At 46.9% G+C, this 14834-nt stretch carries 13 protein-coding genes; all 13 read left to right on the top strand.

Annotation, left to right across the window (positions count from 1 at the left end; genetic code table 11):
- The first annotated feature begins 2 nt into the window (after nt 1-2).
- A complete protein-coding gene (locus DRW07_RS15215; protein ID WP_124028807.1) occupies nt 3-1508 on the top strand; it encodes an NAD(P)H-hydrate dehydratase in 1506 nt (501 codons plus the stop codon).
- A gap of 18 nt (nt 1509-1526) precedes the next feature.
- Complete coding sequence (gene tsaE / locus DRW07_RS15210) at nt 1527-2015, top strand: tRNA (adenosine(37)-N6)-threonylcarbamoyltransferase complex ATPase subunit type 1 TsaE (protein WP_124028806.1); 489 nt, start codon at nt 1527-1529, stop codon at nt 2013-2015.
- A 16-nt stretch (nt 2016-2031) separates the two neighbouring features.
- A complete protein-coding gene (locus DRW07_RS15205; protein ID WP_124028805.1) occupies nt 2032-3360 on the top strand; it encodes an N-acetylmuramoyl-L-alanine amidase in 1329 nt (442 codons plus the stop codon).
- 34 nt (nt 3361-3394) lie between these two features.
- Nucleotides 3395-5083, top strand: a complete 1689-nt coding sequence (gene mutL, locus DRW07_RS15200; RefSeq protein ID WP_124028804.1) for a DNA mismatch repair endonuclease MutL — start codon at nt 3395-3397, stop codon at nt 5081-5083.
- Nucleotides 5080-6003, top strand: a complete 924-nt coding sequence (miaA, locus tag DRW07_RS15195) for a tRNA (adenosine(37)-N6)-dimethylallyltransferase MiaA (RefSeq protein ID WP_124028803.1) — start codon at nt 5080-5082, stop codon at nt 6001-6003. Before mutL ends, miaA begins: the two co-directional genes overlap by 4 nt.
- Before the next feature lie 94 nt (nt 6004-6097).
- The gene (gene hfq, locus DRW07_RS15190) at nt 6098-6346 is read left to right on the top strand and encodes an RNA chaperone Hfq (RefSeq protein WP_124028802.1); all 249 of its coding nucleotides are present in this window, start codon (nt 6098-6100) and stop codon (nt 6344-6346) included.
- Nucleotides 6347-6367: 21 nt separating this feature from the next.
- The gene (gene hflX, locus DRW07_RS15185; protein ID WP_124028801.1) at nt 6368-7657 is read left to right on the top strand and encodes a ribosome rescue GTPase HflX; all 1290 of its coding nucleotides are present in this window, start codon (nt 6368-6370) and stop codon (nt 7655-7657) included.
- Between the two features lie 101 nt (nt 7658-7758).
- Nucleotides 7759-8907: an FtsH protease activity modulator HflK gene (gene hflK / locus DRW07_RS15180; protein ID WP_124028800.1), complete on the top strand. Its 1149-nt coding sequence runs from the start codon at nt 7759-7761 to the stop codon at nt 8905-8907.
- Nucleotides 8908-8910: 3 nt separating this feature from the next.
- Entirely contained in the window at nt 8911-9795 is an 885-nt protein-coding gene (hflC, locus tag DRW07_RS15175; protein ID WP_124028799.1) for a protease modulator HflC, read from the top strand.
- A gap of 163 nt (nt 9796-9958) precedes the next feature.
- Nucleotides 9959-11560, top strand: a complete 1602-nt coding sequence (locus tag DRW07_RS15170; RefSeq protein WP_124028798.1) for an AbgT family transporter — start codon at nt 9959-9961, stop codon at nt 11558-11560.
- 69 nt (nt 11561-11629) lie between these two features.
- Complete coding sequence (hemH, locus tag DRW07_RS15165) at nt 11630-12703, top strand: ferrochelatase (RefSeq protein WP_124028797.1); 1074 nt, start codon at nt 11630-11632, stop codon at nt 12701-12703.
- Nucleotides 12704-12706: 3 nt separating this feature from the next.
- Nucleotides 12707-13132 (top strand): DUF4112 domain-containing protein, encoded by a 426-nt coding sequence (locus DRW07_RS15160; RefSeq protein WP_124028796.1) that lies wholly within the window; start codon nt 12707-12709, stop codon nt 13130-13132.
- A gap of 55 nt (nt 13133-13187) precedes the next feature.
- A complete protein-coding gene (locus DRW07_RS15155) occupies nt 13188-14828 on the top strand; it encodes an acetolactate synthase large subunit (protein ID WP_124028795.1) in 1641 nt (546 codons plus the stop codon).
- Nucleotides 14829-14834: the final 6 nt, after the last annotated feature.

Here is a 14834-nt window from a genome sequence, read left to right as displayed (position 1 = left end):
GCATGCTGAAACTTCAAGAATCCTTAAGCTTAACACACAAAATATACCGCGCCGACCAGGTTCGTGAACATGAACGAGTGGCCGCCGAGGCGAGTGGTTGTGATATGTACAGCTTGATGGCACGAGCCGGTGCCGCTGTGTTCAATCAGTGTCAGTTGCTTATTCCCAATACAGAAAATTTTCTTATTCTGGTTGGCCAGGGGAACAACGCAGGTGATGGTTATGTTGCGGCAATGCATGCAAAAAATGTAGGTAAGAACGTCTATCTGTGTGCTGTTGAACCTGAACGAGTATTGACGGGGGATGCGGGACGGGCCCAGCAAGCATATTTAGATGCAGGTGGAAAGGTTGAACACTTCTCAAAAGCGCTATTAGATAAAGCCGATATTGTGATTGATGCCCTTTTGGGAACAGGTATCACTACAGCAATCAGAAATGAATTTGCCGATATTATTGACGCGGTAAACGAAGCTGAAGTGCCTGTTGTGAGTATTGATGTTCCCTCAGGCCTAGATGCCAATACCGGAGAATCAAAAGGCCGGTGTATTCAGGCCGACGTAACCGTGACGCTAGTGGGAATAAAGCCGGGTTTGACAACGGGGGCGGGTAAACAATCCTGCGGAAAGCTAGTGTATGACGATCTCGGTATTGGGAAAGCGTTTATGGAGCGGGCTAGAAGTCATGCTTCTCTGCTTAGTTTGTCTATGTTTACCGGCATGGGGCCCAGGGATGTCCATAGTCACAAAGGTGATTATGGTCGCTTGCTGTGCATCGGCGGCAACCGTGGCACTCCAGGTGCAATTAGGTTATCCGCAGAAGCAGCCATGCGCACAGGCGCAGGTCTGGTCAAAGTGTTTGCCCATGAACAATCGCGTATCCAGGTCAGTGCAGGCTGCCCTGAGCTAATGGTCACCAATGAAAGCTTGGATGAGGCACTAGCTTGGTGTACAACCGTCGTATTGGGACCTGGTCTTGGTCAGGACGAGTGGGCAAAAGAAATATTTGAACGCACTATGTCGTATTGTGAAGGAGCGCATAAGCCCATGGTACTCGACGCTGACGCGCTAAATCTCTTAAGTCATTCATCAGTTTCATACAATGTCTCTGAATGTCTAATAACACCTCACGCCGGTGAGGCTGCGCGATTGTTAGGTGTCAGTGTTGATGAGATCGAAAGCGACAGGTTTAATTGTGCCAGACAGTTGGCGCAAAAATACCATGCTACCTGTGTATTGAAAGGGGCGGGAAGTGTCGTGGATACAGAAAGGCATGCCTATGTATGTCAACACGGAAACCCGGGTATGGCTACCGCTGGTATGGGTGATGTACTTACAGGTATACTGGGAGCATTACTGGCACAAGGCATCGACCAAGACTTAGCTTGCAAATACGGCGTAAGTTTACATGCAAAAGCGGGTGACTGTGTAGCTGAACAATTTGGCGAACGGGGAATGATGGCGAGCGACCTCTTTCATTATATTCGCATGTTAATTAATGGTAAGCGTTAACCAATATCTAAAACTAAAATGAGTACATCTGTTACCTTTTCAATTGATGACCTAGAGCAAACCGCGCATGTTGGAGCATGTTTAGCTAAGGCGATTGCTCCACATTGGGAAAGTGGGGTTATCCTCTATTTGTCTGGCGATCTTGGCGCTGGGAAGACCACCTTGTCACGCTACATTTTGCGCACGCTTGGGCATCAGGGAAATGTTAAGAGCCCTACTTATACGCTTGTTGAGCCTTACGAGCTGGAAGCAGGCAATGTCTATCACTTTGACCTTTATCGCCTGGCTGATCCGGAAGAGTTGGAATTTATGGGAGTGAGGGATTACTTCGGTGAAAAATGCATATGCCTTATAGAGTGGGCTGAAAAAGGAGCGAATTACTTGGCCTCAGCCGACTTAGCGATTACACTGGAATTAGGCGAAAAAAGAAGCTGTACGATTGGGGCAACTTCTAAACGAGGCGAAACTATTGTTGAAGTTTGCCGTCGTAATAAAGAATTAGCTTAACTCACTATAATAAAAAATGATGTGGCGCTTTCTCACAACGATTCTGGCGATTTTAGCTTGCTGTATAAGTAGTAAATCGCTGGCGACTAACACTATCCATAACGTTCGTATTTCAGAACAGGGCGAGATGGTGCGCGTCGTATTCGAATTTCCTAAACCCGTTAAGCACACCTATTTCCAATTAAAAAATCCTGAACGTCTGGTGATTGACCTCCCTAATACGTCCAGTGCAACGCCTTTAAAGCCATTCAATGCTACTTCGTCACTTATAAAAAAAGTGCGTTATTCCACGCCAAAATCCAAACTGGACGCCCGTGTTGTGATTGAATTACATCGTTCGGCGAAACCAAACCTCTTCGTGTTACCTGCCGATGCTAATAATAAAAACCGGCTGGTTGTTGACTTTGTTGACAGTAATCCACCACAGACTTCAGTGCCTGTAGTGACGGCGCAGGCGCCCTCGAGCAACAGAGACATTATCATCGCTATCGATGCGGGTCATGGTGGTAAAGATCCGGGCTCTATCGGGCCTGCCGGCACCTATGAAAAACATATCGTCCTGAGCGCCTCGAAAATGCTGGCAGACCTTATTAACAACACCGAAGGGATGAAAGCTGAACTTATTCGCACCGGAGACTATTTTGTTCCACTTAACCGTCGACCTGAAATAGCCAGAGAGCGAAAAGCGGACTTGTTTGTGTCGATTCACGCAGATGCTTTTCATGAGCCTCAACCACGAGGTGGGTCTGTTTGGGTGCTTTCCATGGGGCGAGCTGATAACGAACTTGGTCGCTGGATGGAGAGAACAGAGCGTCACTCAGAGCTTTTAGGAGGCGCTGCGGAAGTCATTAACGACAAAGCTAGCGAACGATATCTAGCTGAAACCATTCTGGGTTTGTCTATGGATCACTCAATGGCATCGAGTTACGACTTGGGTGAAATCGTTATTGGTGAGATGAAAGGCGTTACCAGAATGCATAAGAGCCGCCCTCAGTCAGCAAGCCTCGCTGTTTTAACGTCACCTGATATCCCCTCTATTCTGGTGGAGTTGGGCTTTATATCTAACCCGCAGGAAGAAAAAAACCTAAATTGGGCAAAGCATAGAAGAAGGCTGGCCAGCTCTATATACGATGCGATTAAAACCTACTTTGCGCAAACACCGCCGGATGGCACCCTGTGGGCGTCACGGGGGAGACAAATAAGAACCCATAAAGTACGCAGCGGTGAGTCTCTCTCTTTGTTAGCTCAGCGCTATAATGTTTCCGTCAGAAATATTAAAATAGCCAATAACTTATCGTCGGATAATGTCCGAATTGGTCAGGTTTTGCAGATTCCGCGAAGCTAATCGTCAACTTTTTTCTCTGTACTGGAGCAACTTTTTGCCCATTTTAAAACTGCCTATTCAACTCGCCAACCAAATTGCTGCTGGTGAAGTGGTCGAGAGACCGTCTTCTGTTGTTAAAGAATTAGTGGAAAACAGTTTAGACGCAGGTGCTTCGTCGATTGAAATTGATATTGAGCGGGGAGGGCACAAGCGAATTCGCATACGCGATGATGGAACCGGTATTCCAAAAGAAGAGCTAACACTCGCATTGTCGCCCCACGCAACCAGTAAAATAGCGAGCTTGGAAGACCTAGAAGCAATTGGATCGCTTGGATTCCGAGGAGAGGCTTTAGCCAGTATCAGTGCGGTCAGCCGCCTTACTCTGACAACAAAGCCGCAAGCGCAAAGCGAGGCTTGGTCAGCTTATGCTCAGGGGCGGGAAATGGGCGTTGAAATTGAGCCCGCTGCACACCCAGACGGCACCACCATTGATGTCGTGGACTTGTTTTACAACACACCTGCAAGACGAAAGTTCCTGCGTGCCGAAAAGACTGAATTTCAACATATTGAGGATACCGTTAAACGCATCGCGCTCAGTCGGCCGTTTATTACCTTTGTATTGAAGCACAACGGGAAAGTAGTAAAGCGATTTTTAGGCAACAAAAAACAGGCGCTGGAAAACAGAATTTCACAGGTATGCGGCAAAGGGTTTCTTGATCAGGCGGTGTATGCAAGTGTTGAGTATGACGGGGTAACACTCAACGGTTGGATTGGCGCACGCAGTGCAATGCGCTCTTCTACTGATATGCAGTTTTGTTTTGTAAACGGCAGGGCAATGCGTGACAAATTGTTGTTGCATGCAATCAGGCAAGCCTATGAGACTGTATACTGTGACATAGAGCAACCGTCATATGTACTTTTCCTGAATCTGAGCCCGGAAGAGGTCGATGTCAATGTACACCCAGCAAAGCATGAGGTGCGCTTTCATAATGCACGGCAAATTCACGATTTGGTTTGCAAGTGTATTCAGGATGCTTTGGTCGAAGACGAAGGCGCAACGCTGCCGATACAATCGCCCACAGCTTCACATGATTACATTAGACCCCTCGAAAAAACCTCGCCCGAGCCTGTTGGTAGTGTCAGTGACGGGCAGGTGAAGCGTGAACTGGGAAGTGCGCGCTCGTTCAGTGCAGGTGCGCTAAGTCGGCAGGCAGCTATGGGTTACCAACGTTTAATGACTGCAACGCCATCAACCTCATTAACGTATCGAGCCGTCGATCATCATGGTTTGGTTTTTTTGGGCGACGAGGATATTCAATGGATCGGTGCTGATCGCTTAGTCAAGAAATGGCTAAACTCTATTGATTTAGCCGCCAGTGTAAGCCAGCCCTTACTTATGCCAGTTTCTTTGCAGCAAACAGAGGTTAATGTGTGCATTGAAACGCTCGAAAATACGGCATTCGTGGTGGCGAAGCAATCCGGGAAATTGATTTTAAAAGAAGTACCGTCTGTATTTCGGGCCTTACATTGGGTAAAGCTATTTCCTCTGTTATGTGAAAAGTACATTGATTCAGAGCAGACATTGATCGATGAAATGAGCAGCTTGCTGTGCGAAGAAGAGCATGGACAGACGCTGGCTATTACCTGGTTTATGCAGCTAAGTCGTGACGAGCAGGATGAGATAGTCAAAGACCTTAAAGTGTCTAAGCCACTTTCTGCATTGCCAGAGTGGTTTTCATCATGAAGAAAACGCTACCTGTAGTCGCTTTGATGGGCCCCACCGCTTCAGGTAAAACGGGCCTTGCGATTGAATTAGCAAAGCATCTTGACGGAGAGGTGGTCAGTGTGGACTCGGCACTGATCTACCGAGGAATGGATATTGGCACCGCCAAACCTACTGAGGAAGAGAGAGACGGTGTACCTCATTGGTTAATTGATACCCATGACCCCAGTGAATCTTACTCGGTGTCGGCTTTTTTTGATGATGCGATTGCCAAAGTCAGTGAAATACAAGACAGAGGTAAGGTCCCACTTCTTACGGGCGGTACTATGATGTACTTCAATGCCTTGGTTAATGGTATAGCGGCATTACCTGCAGCAAACCAGGCAATTAGGGAGCAGATTGAGGCCGAGGCAGTTGAGCTTGGCTGGCAGGCATTACATACACGTTTATCAGAGATCGACCCTATCTGTGCAGAAAAAATTCACCCAAATGACCCTCAGCGATTAATCCGTGCATTGGAAGTCTATTTAAGTTCCGGCAAACCCCTGAGTTGGTGGCAGGCACAACCTCATAGAAAAGCGCCTTTTGAAATGATTCAGTTTGCTATTGCACCGATTGAGAGAAGTGATTTGCACGCCCGGATAGCGCAACGCTTTGATATTATGCTGGACAATAATTTTGTGGAGGAAGTTGAAAAACTGCATGCTAGGCCACAACTCCACGTTGACTTGCCAGCAATAAGATCGGTAGGCTATCGTCAGGTATGGGAATATCTAGACGGCGTTGTTGATTATTCAACAATGCGAGAAAAAGGGATCATTGCTACGCGTCAACTGGCAAAACGCCAAATTACTTGGCTCAGGGGCTGGAAGTCATTGTTTTGGCTTGATACATTTGCAGATGACAATTTAAAGAAAATGCTGGGAAAAATAACGCCTTGAGCCAAAAGGTGTGATATAACGTATTTAATTGTAACTTTAACGTCGTAGTCATCGATTAGTTGGCACCAATAATAACAACAACGAAGGACATGAAATGGCTAAAGGTCAATCATTACAAGATCCGTTTTTGAATGCACTTAGGAAAGAACGAATTCCGGTATCCATATATCTTGTAAATGGAATCAAGCTACAGGGGCAAGTGGAGTCGTTTGATCAGTTTGTGATCCTGTTAAAAAATACAGTGAGTCAAATGGTCTACAAACACGCAATTTCAACGGTAGTCCCCTCACGAGCGATAACTATGCCTAGTCAAGGCGAAGGCGACGGCGCCAAACCTGAGTAGGCCCAAAATAAGGGTAATTTGTTGTTTGATCGTTATGAAGGCGGTGAACGCGCGGTACTTGTTCACGTCGACTTTGCGGAAGAAACCAATAAAGAAGATCTCTCTGAACTCAGTCTTTTAGTATCCTCAGCTGGAGTCAATGCAGTTGAGGTCATCACTACTGCGCGGAATGCGCCCCTTGCAAAATACTTTGTAGGTTCGGGAAAAGCCGAGGAAATTGCGTTGGCGGTAAAAAATGCTAATGCAGACGTGGTGATCTTCAATCATGCGTTGTCTCCCTCCCAAGAAAGAAACCTTGAAGCGCTGTGTAAGTGTAGAGTACTCGACAGAACCGGACTGATTCTTGACATCTTTGCTCAACGCGCTAGGACTCATGAAGGTAAACTTCAGGTTGAATTGGCGCAACTGAGACACTTATCTACGCGCCTTATTCGTGGCTGGACGCACCTTGAGCGCCAAAAAGGGGGGATAGGTCTGCGTGGTCCCGGCGAAACACAGCTCGAAACAGACCGGCGTTTATTACGTGGGCGCATTAAAACAATTCTGAAACGGCTCGAAAAGGTCGCAAAGCAGCGTGAGCAGGGCAGGCGAGCACGGAAAAGAGCTGAAGTACCAACCTTGTCTCTAGTAGGGTATACCAACGCCGGTAAATCAACCTTGTTTAACCAACTGACACAAGCGCATGTATATGCCGCCGATCAACTCTTTGCTACCTTAGACCCAACATTGCGCAAAATTGAGTTAAAAGATGTTGGACCAGCTATTTTAGCGGATACGGTTGGTTTTATCCGACATCTCCCCCATGATCTAGTGGCAGCATTCAAAGCGACACTGCAGGAGACGCAGGAAGCGGACCTTTTGCTTCACGTTGTCGATTATTCTGCACAAAATTACCTGGAAACCATGGATGAGGTAAATGAAGTGCTCGATGAAATAGACGCAGACGAGATACCCCAACTGATAATTTGTAACAAAATTGATCGATTGGAGGGCATTGAGCCGCGAATTGATTATGATGACGAGGGCATGCCAATCCGTGTGTGGGTGTCGGCGCAGCTCGGGCAGGGAATGGCATTGTTAAGTCAGGCTTTGACAGAGCGATTGAGTCAATCGATAGTTAATTACTCGTTGAAAATACCGCCTGCTTTCAGTCGTTTGCGAGGCGTTTTGTTTGGACTGAACTGCATTGCGTCTGAACATTACAATGACGACGGCGACTGGATGGTTGACGTAAGAATGCCTGCTGCTGATTGGAACCGGCTAGAGAAGCATCTTGAAACAGGGATATCAAGTTTTGTTGTGAAACATTGAACAAACTCGCTAACATTGCGTGGTTTTACGATGAGCTACACAACCAAACGTATCGATTTTTAGTATACATTCACAGAACTATTATTAATTGGAGTAGTGACATGGCCTGGAACGAACCGGGTGGCAACAACAACGACCCGTGGAAAAACCGCGGGGGCAAAGACCAGGGACCACCCGACCTGGACGATGTGTTCAAAAATTTGTTTGCCAAATTCAATAAATCAGGTGGCGGCTCTGATGGGCCAGGTAAAAGCCTAGGCGGAATGGGCATAGGTTTGTTGCTTGGCTTGTTGGTTATTATTTGGTTTGTGACTGGATTTTATACCATCCGCGAAGCAGAGCGGGGTGTGGTGTTGCGCTTTGGCGATTATCATACGCAGGTAGAGCCCGGGTTGCGTTGGAAGCCAACGTTTATCGATACGGTCGTGCCAGTCGATGTGCAGTCAATTCGCGATCAATCATCAGCCGGCTCTATGTTGACTGAAGACGAAAACGTGGTGCGCGTTCAAATGGAAATGCAGTATCGCGTCGTTGACCCATACCGTTGGGTATTTGCCGTTGCGAATCCAGAACAAAGCTTAAGTCAGGCACTGGATAGTGCTATCCGCTATGTCGTTGGTCATTCGGTTATGGACGATGTGCTTACAGACGGGCGTGAAGTGACCCGTCAGCGCGTGTGGGAAGAACTCGAAGGCATTATTGAAAACTACAATATGGGCGTATCAATCATTGATATGAACTTCAAAGACGCCCGTCCGCCTGAAGAAGTTAAAGCGGCTTTTGACGATGCGATAGCTGCGCAGGAAGATGAGCAACGCTTCATCCGCGAGGCGGAAGCGTATGCGCGCGAAATTGAGCCGCGTGCACGTGGTCAGGTTAATCGTATGAACGAAGAAGCTACCGCCTACAAAGAGCGGGTTACTTTGGAAGCGCAAGGTGAAGTGGCTCGTTTCGAAGAGTTGCTTCCTCAGTATGAAGCAGCCCCTGAAGTTACACGTCAACGCATTTATCTTGAGACCATGGAAGAAGTGTTTGGCAGCACCAGTAAAATCATGGTCGACAGCTCTGGTGGTGGTAGCATGATGTACTTGCCGTTAGACAAAATCATGGAGCGCCAGGGAACCGTACCTGTGCCTACACGCAATACGCTTGAGGGGTTAAGAAATACCAGTGACAACAATAACAACATCAATGTTGCGCCTCCAAATAGCGGCCTGCGTTCTGATCGCTTTCGCAGTGGGAGAGACTAAGCCATGAAAAACATCATAATTGCTGTAGTTGCAATAGTGGGCATTCTCGCTTCTGGCGCAATTTTTGTGGTCAAAGAAGGCGAAAAAGCCATTGTTATTCAGTTTGGTAAAATACAACGAGACACAGCCTCGGATGAGACCAAAGTGTTTGAACCTGGTTTGCATTTTAAACTGCCCTTTATTGATACGGTTCGTCATTTAGATGCACGGATTCAAACCTTGGATGATGCACCAGACCGATTTGTGACGTCTGAGAAAAAAGACTTGATTGTAGACTCTTACGTTAAATGGCGAATTGAGGACTTTGCGCGTTACTACCTGTCAACCGGTGGCAACAAGCTTCAAGCTGAAGCGCTTTTGAAGCAAAAGGTCAACAATGGTTTGCGGTCAGAGTTTGGTGCCAGAACGATTTCTCAAATTGTATCGGGTGAGCGTTCAGCACTCATGGATCAGGCGATGGAACAGGCGTCCAGCAGCTCTGACGAGTTGGGTATCGAAATTGTTGATGTCCGTGTTAAGCAAATCAACCTGCCCACAGAGGTGAGTAACTCTATTTTCCAACGTATGCGTGCGGAGCGAGCAGCAGTAGCTAGAGAGCACCGCTCGGAAGGGCAAGAGCAAGCTGAAGTTATTCGTGCGAATATTGATGCAAAAGTCACTGTTATGTTAGCTGACGCTGAGCGTAACGCGCGACAACTTCGCGGTGAAGGCGATGCATTGGCGGCGCAGATATACGCCAATACCTACTCTAAGAATCCAGAGTTTTATAGCTTCTTGCGTAGTATGGACGCCTATCGCAATAGCTTTAATTCTAAAAATGATATTTTAGTTGTGGAGCCTGACAGTGAATTCTTCCGCTATATGAACGCGCAGAGTGGCGATAAATAGTTTAAATACTTGAATAAATGAATGAAAGCCTGCTCGCAAGTGCGCGCAGGCTTTTTTTGTATCCACTGATTCGGTAAACTAACTAAAAATATAAATACAATAATAGATAAAGCCAAATACCACCTGAAATGGTAGATAATTGGCACATGACAGAGGCTTCGTTTTGACATCCAAATCTTCTTCTAGTGCGACGGACGCGTCCGCAAATCCGCCGTCGGGATGGTTTTCCCGATTTTTAGCGACAGTAGAATGGCTCGGTAACCTACTACCACACCCTGTTACCCTGTTTGCGCTGCTTTCAGTTTTTATTGTTATTTTGAGTGGCATATTGGGCTATTTTGAAGTCGCGGTAGCCGATCCTAGACCGCTTGACGCTGCAGGCCGTGACCCAGATGGCATGATTGAAGTAATTTCACTGATGAATGCAGAAGGGTTGCAACGTATTGTGATGGGGTTGGTAACTAACTTCACTGGCTTTGCACCATTGGGCACAGTATTGGTTGCCTTACTAGGGGTGTCTGTAGCTGAACACAGTGGTTTGTTGTCTACTGCCATGCGCGCACTCGTATTGAATGCGTCAAAGCGTGGCGTCACATTTGCAATAGTATTTGCGGGTATTGTTTCTAACACCGCGTCTGAATTAGGCTATGTGGTCTTAATTCCACTAGCGGCCATGATTTTTCATTCCTTAGGCAGGCATCCCCTGGCAGGTCTAGCCGCGGCGTTTGCTGGCGTGTCAGCGGGTTATAGCGCGAACTTGTTACTTGGTACCGTTGATCCTCTTTTGTCAGGTATTACAGAAGCCGCAGCACACATGATTGACCCCGAGTACGTAGTTGGCCCTGAAGTTAACTGGTATTTCATGTTCATCTCCACCTTTGTGGTAGCCCTAATGGGGACATTCGTTACTGAAAAAATTGTAGAGCCCAGACTAGGGCGCTTTGATCCAAAAAATGCATCTGCTGATTTAGAGCCACAGTTAATGGAAGCGCCAACTACACAAGAGAAAAAAGCTCTCAAAATGGCGGGACTAGCATTTTTTGGTATGTGTGCGCTGCTTGCTCTTACTATCGTGCCTGAAAACGGTATTCTGAGGCATCCTGAAACTGGAGCCGTAGCCGGCTCACCGTTTCTAAAAGGCATAGTAGCATTTATTTTTGTGACTTTTGCGGTACCGGGTTTTGTGTATGGTCGGGTAGCTGGCACCATGAAAAACGACCGCGATATCATAGATGCCATGGCAAAGAGCATGAGCACATTGGGTTTGTATATTACGCTTGTCTTCTTTGCCGCGCAGTTTGTCGCTTTTTTTAAGTGGACTAACCTTGGAACCGTTCTTGCGGTCAAAGGTGCGGCCACATTGCAGGCTTTGGGGTTAGACGGACCTGAAGTGTTTATTTTGTTTATTCTTATGTGCGGCGTAGTCAACCTGTCATTGGGTAGTGCGTCAGCTCAGTGGGCTGTAACTGCACCCATATTTGTGCCTATGCTCATGTTGATTGGCTTCGCGCCAGAGGTTATCCAAGCGGCCTACCGTATTGGTGACTCAGTAACCAATGTCATTTCTCCTATGATGAGCTACTTTGGTTTGATTCTGGCTATGGCCTCCCGATATCAGAAAAACTTAGGGATGGGCACCTTAATCGCGACTATGCTGCCTTATAGCCTTGTTTTCATACTCGGTTGGACAGTACTCTTCTATATCTGGGTATTTTTACTTGGGATGCCTGTAGGTCCAGGTTCGGCGACTTACTATCAACCATGATAGTAAGTCCGAAAGGACTATTTCTGCGTACCAGCATACAACGATAAAATATGGATCTGTTACATAGCTATGAAGTACCAGTCTCAAACAGCATTTACGCACAAGCAAGCAGACAAAATCGGCGTGCTAATAACAAACTTGGGCACGCCAGATGCGCCTACACCTAAGGCACTAAAACGCTACCTGAAAGAGTTTCTTTGGGATCCAAGAGTAGTTGAGGTACCCCGACCTATCTGGTGGATGGTGCTAAATTTAATTATCCTCAACATTCGTCCACGTCGCTCAGCAGAAGCCTATTCAACTGTGTGGACCGATGAAGGCTCACCGTTAATGGTGCACACTAAAGCGCAGGCAAAGGCAATCAGAGCGCGCTGTGAGCAGGTATACGGCAATGATGTGGTTGTTGAATTCGCCATGCGGTATGGCAATCCGTCAATATCCAGTGTACTAGATAAGATGCTGAACGCTGGTGTCAGGAAGCTGGTGGTACTGCCGCTCTATCCGCACTATTGTGCATCAACCACAGGCTCTACGTTCGATGCTATTTCTCATGACTTCACACAGCGCCGTTGGATACCTGATATGCGTTTTGTTTCGCATTATCACGACAATAGCGAATACATTGATGTATTGGCTGCAAAGGTGAAAAAGCATTGGGAGGCACATGGTAAAGCAGATAAGTTAATACTTTCTTATCACGGTATTCCCAAACGTTATTTGATCAACGGTGACCCCTATCATTGTGAATGTCACAAAACCAGTCGGCTAGTTGCGGAGAAGCTCGAACTAGGGCGTGATGAGTATATGACAACCTTTCAGTCTCGGTTTGGTCGTGAGGAATGGCTAAAGCCTTATACCGATGAAACCTTAAAAAGCTTGCCGGGTCAGGGCGTAAAGTCAGTACAGATCATGTGTCCAGGTTTTTCAGCAGATTGCCTTGAAACTATCGAGGAAATAGGTGAAGAGAACCGTGACTACTTCATGGAGTCTGGCGGAGAGCGATTCGAGTATATTGAAGCTTTGAACAGCGACCCTGCACATATAGATATGTTATTTAACATTATCGCCACTAACCTGTCCGACTGGACTGTACAATCGGATAATACTCTCAGAGATAAACTCGCATCCGATTTAGGAGCATAACCGGTGACAGACCAGCATGCGCATCCGGCGCCCAAGGAATTGCTTCAGGCACAACGCCTGGCCAACACGTTAGATACGGCGGTTAAACTGCCTGTTGTCGGTATTGAGGTCGGCTTGGATTTTCTGCTGGGACTCGTGCCTGTCGTCGGTGACGCATGCATGCTTTTGTTGTCGCTACGTATTATCCACCTTGGTAAAAAAATGGGTATGCCATCTGCCTTAATTAAAAAAATGGTGCGAAATGCAGGGATAGATATGGTGTTGGGCTTTATTCCTTTTGTCGGGGATATCGCCGATATTTTCTATAAAGCAAACCGTGCTAACGTGCGGCTCATGGAAAAATGGTGGATCAGCAACAATAAGCAAGAAGTAGACAATTACGCCGCCAAGCAACTCGCCAAGTGGGAAAAAAACCAAAATAATATTTGATCAATACTGCCCGCTTTGCCTTACTTAACCCAACAAACTTTAAAAGTGAGGCATCATGAAGGCATCCGATCTGTTTGTGCAAGCTTTGGAATCTGAAGGTGTGGAATATATCTTCGGCATTCCCGGCGAGGAAAACCTCGACCTATTAGAATCTATCAGAAACTCTTCGATTAAACTTATACTGACCCGCCACGAACAAGGTGCAGGTTTTATGGCCGCAACCTATGGTCGACTAACTGGTAAAGTGGGTGTGTGTTTGTCAACGCTGGGTCCCGGAGCCACAAACTTAGTTACGCCTGCCGCCTATGCGCAGTTGGGCGCTATGCCGATGCTTATGATTACTGGGCAAAAGCCCATAAAAACCAGTAAGCAGGGGCGTTTCCAGGTAATAGACGTAGTAGATATGATGCGCCCCATCACCAAGTATACTACGCAAATTGTGAGCCCTGATCGCATCCCCTCTTCGATCAGAGAAGCATTTCGACTTGCTCAGGAAGAGCGCCCGGGTGCGGTACACATAGAGTTGCCAGAAGATATTGCAGCCGAGCATGGCAATACACCCGTGCTTACGCCCACTTCACCACGACGCCCCATTGCCGAATACAAAGCAATCAACCGCGCGGTAGAGATGATTGAAGCGGCCAAATCTCCCTTACTATTAATAGCAGCGGGTTCAAACCGCAAACTGACGTCAAAAATGCTGAGAGAGCTGGTAGATAAAACGGGCATTCCTTTTGTGACTACGCAAATGGGAAAAGGCGTGCTAAACGAAGAAGACCCACTTTTTATTGGTAACACCGCTTTGTCTGATGGTGATTTTGTTCACCGTGCCATCAAGCGCGCCGACCTGATCATCAATGTTGGGCATGACGTTGTTGAAAAGCCCCCCTTTTTTATGGAACCAGGTGGTCAGCAGGTTATCCATGTTAACTTTGCATCGGCAGCCGTCGATCCTGTGTATTTCCCGCAATTGGAAGTTGTGGGCGATATTGCGAATAGTATCTGGCAGATAAAAGAAAAAATTACCCCGCAAGCTCATTGGAAAACTGATTTTTACAAAGATGTGCACAGTGCGTTGGTGCAACACAGGGATGAAGCACAAAGAGATGATAGATTCCCCGTATTGCCTGAAAGGCTGGTTTGCGATATTCGTAAAGCCATGCCAGACGACGGCATAGTCACCTTAGATAATGGTGTGTATAAAATCTGGTTTGCCAGAAACTATCCCGCATTTTCGCCGAATAGCCTATTGCTTGATAATGCGTTGGCAACCATGGGGGCTGGCTTGCCGTCAGCGATGGCTGCAAAAATGGTCTACCCAGATCGGGCGGTGCTCACAGCATGCGGCGACGGTGGTTTCATGATGAATAGTCAGGAGATAGAGACTGCAGTCAGATTAAATCTGCACATAGTCGTACTTATTCTGCGCGATGATGCTTACGGTATGATCAAGTGGAAGCAGGCCAATATGGAATTCGAAAACTATGGTTTAGATTACGGCAACCCAGACTTTGTTAAGTATGCAGAAAGCTATGGGGCCAAAGGCTGGCGAATCAGCTCTGCCGATGAAATTGTAGGGAGAATTCAACAGTGTCTGGATGAGCCTGCGGTTCACCTTATTGATTGCCCGGTTGATTACAGTCTCAATGATGAAACTCTCAACAAAACCATAAAGCAACTCAGTCAAAAACTATAAGGAAGC

It is taken from the genome of Paralteromonas sediminis (genome assembly GCF_003820355.1).
In the GTDB taxonomy this organism is placed as follows: domain Bacteria; phylum Pseudomonadota; class Gammaproteobacteria; order Enterobacterales; family Alteromonadaceae; genus Alteromonas_F; species Alteromonas_F sediminis.
The sequence above is the reverse complement of the archived record's forward strand: the minus strand, read 5'-3'. Positions and strand labels throughout refer to the sequence as shown.

What these genes read in the sequence shown, in the direction of transcription:
- hfq (WP_124028802.1), top strand. Translation starts at nt 6,098, where the DNA reads ATGGCTAAAGGTCAATCATTACAAGATCCGTTTTTGAATGCACTTAGG.
- DRW07_RS15155 (WP_124028795.1), top strand. Translation starts at nt 13,188, where the DNA reads ATGAAGGCATCCGATCTGTTTGTGCAAGCTTTGGAATCTGAAGGTGTG.
- hemH (WP_124028797.1), top strand. Translation starts at nt 11,630, where the DNA reads ATGAAGTACCAGTCTCAAACAGCATTTACGCACAAGCAAGCAGACAAA.
- DRW07_RS15215 (WP_124028807.1), top strand. Translation starts at nt 3, where the DNA reads ATGCTGAAACTTCAAGAATCCTTAAGCTTAACACACAAAATATACCGC.
- miaA (WP_124028803.1), top strand. Translation starts at nt 5,080, where the DNA reads ATGAAGAAAACGCTACCTGTAGTCGCTTTGATGGGCCCCACCGCTTCA.
- DRW07_RS15205 (WP_124028805.1), top strand. Translation starts at nt 2,032, where the DNA reads ATGATGTGGCGCTTTCTCACAACGATTCTGGCGATTTTAGCTTGCTGT.
- hflK (WP_124028800.1), top strand. Translation starts at nt 7,759, where the DNA reads ATGGCCTGGAACGAACCGGGTGGCAACAACAACGACCCGTGGAAAAAC.
- tsaE (WP_124028806.1), top strand. Translation starts at nt 1,527, where the DNA reads ATGAGTACATCTGTTACCTTTTCAATTGATGACCTAGAGCAAACCGCG.
- hflC (WP_124028799.1), top strand. Translation starts at nt 8,911, where the DNA reads ATGAAAAACATCATAATTGCTGTAGTTGCAATAGTGGGCATTCTCGCT.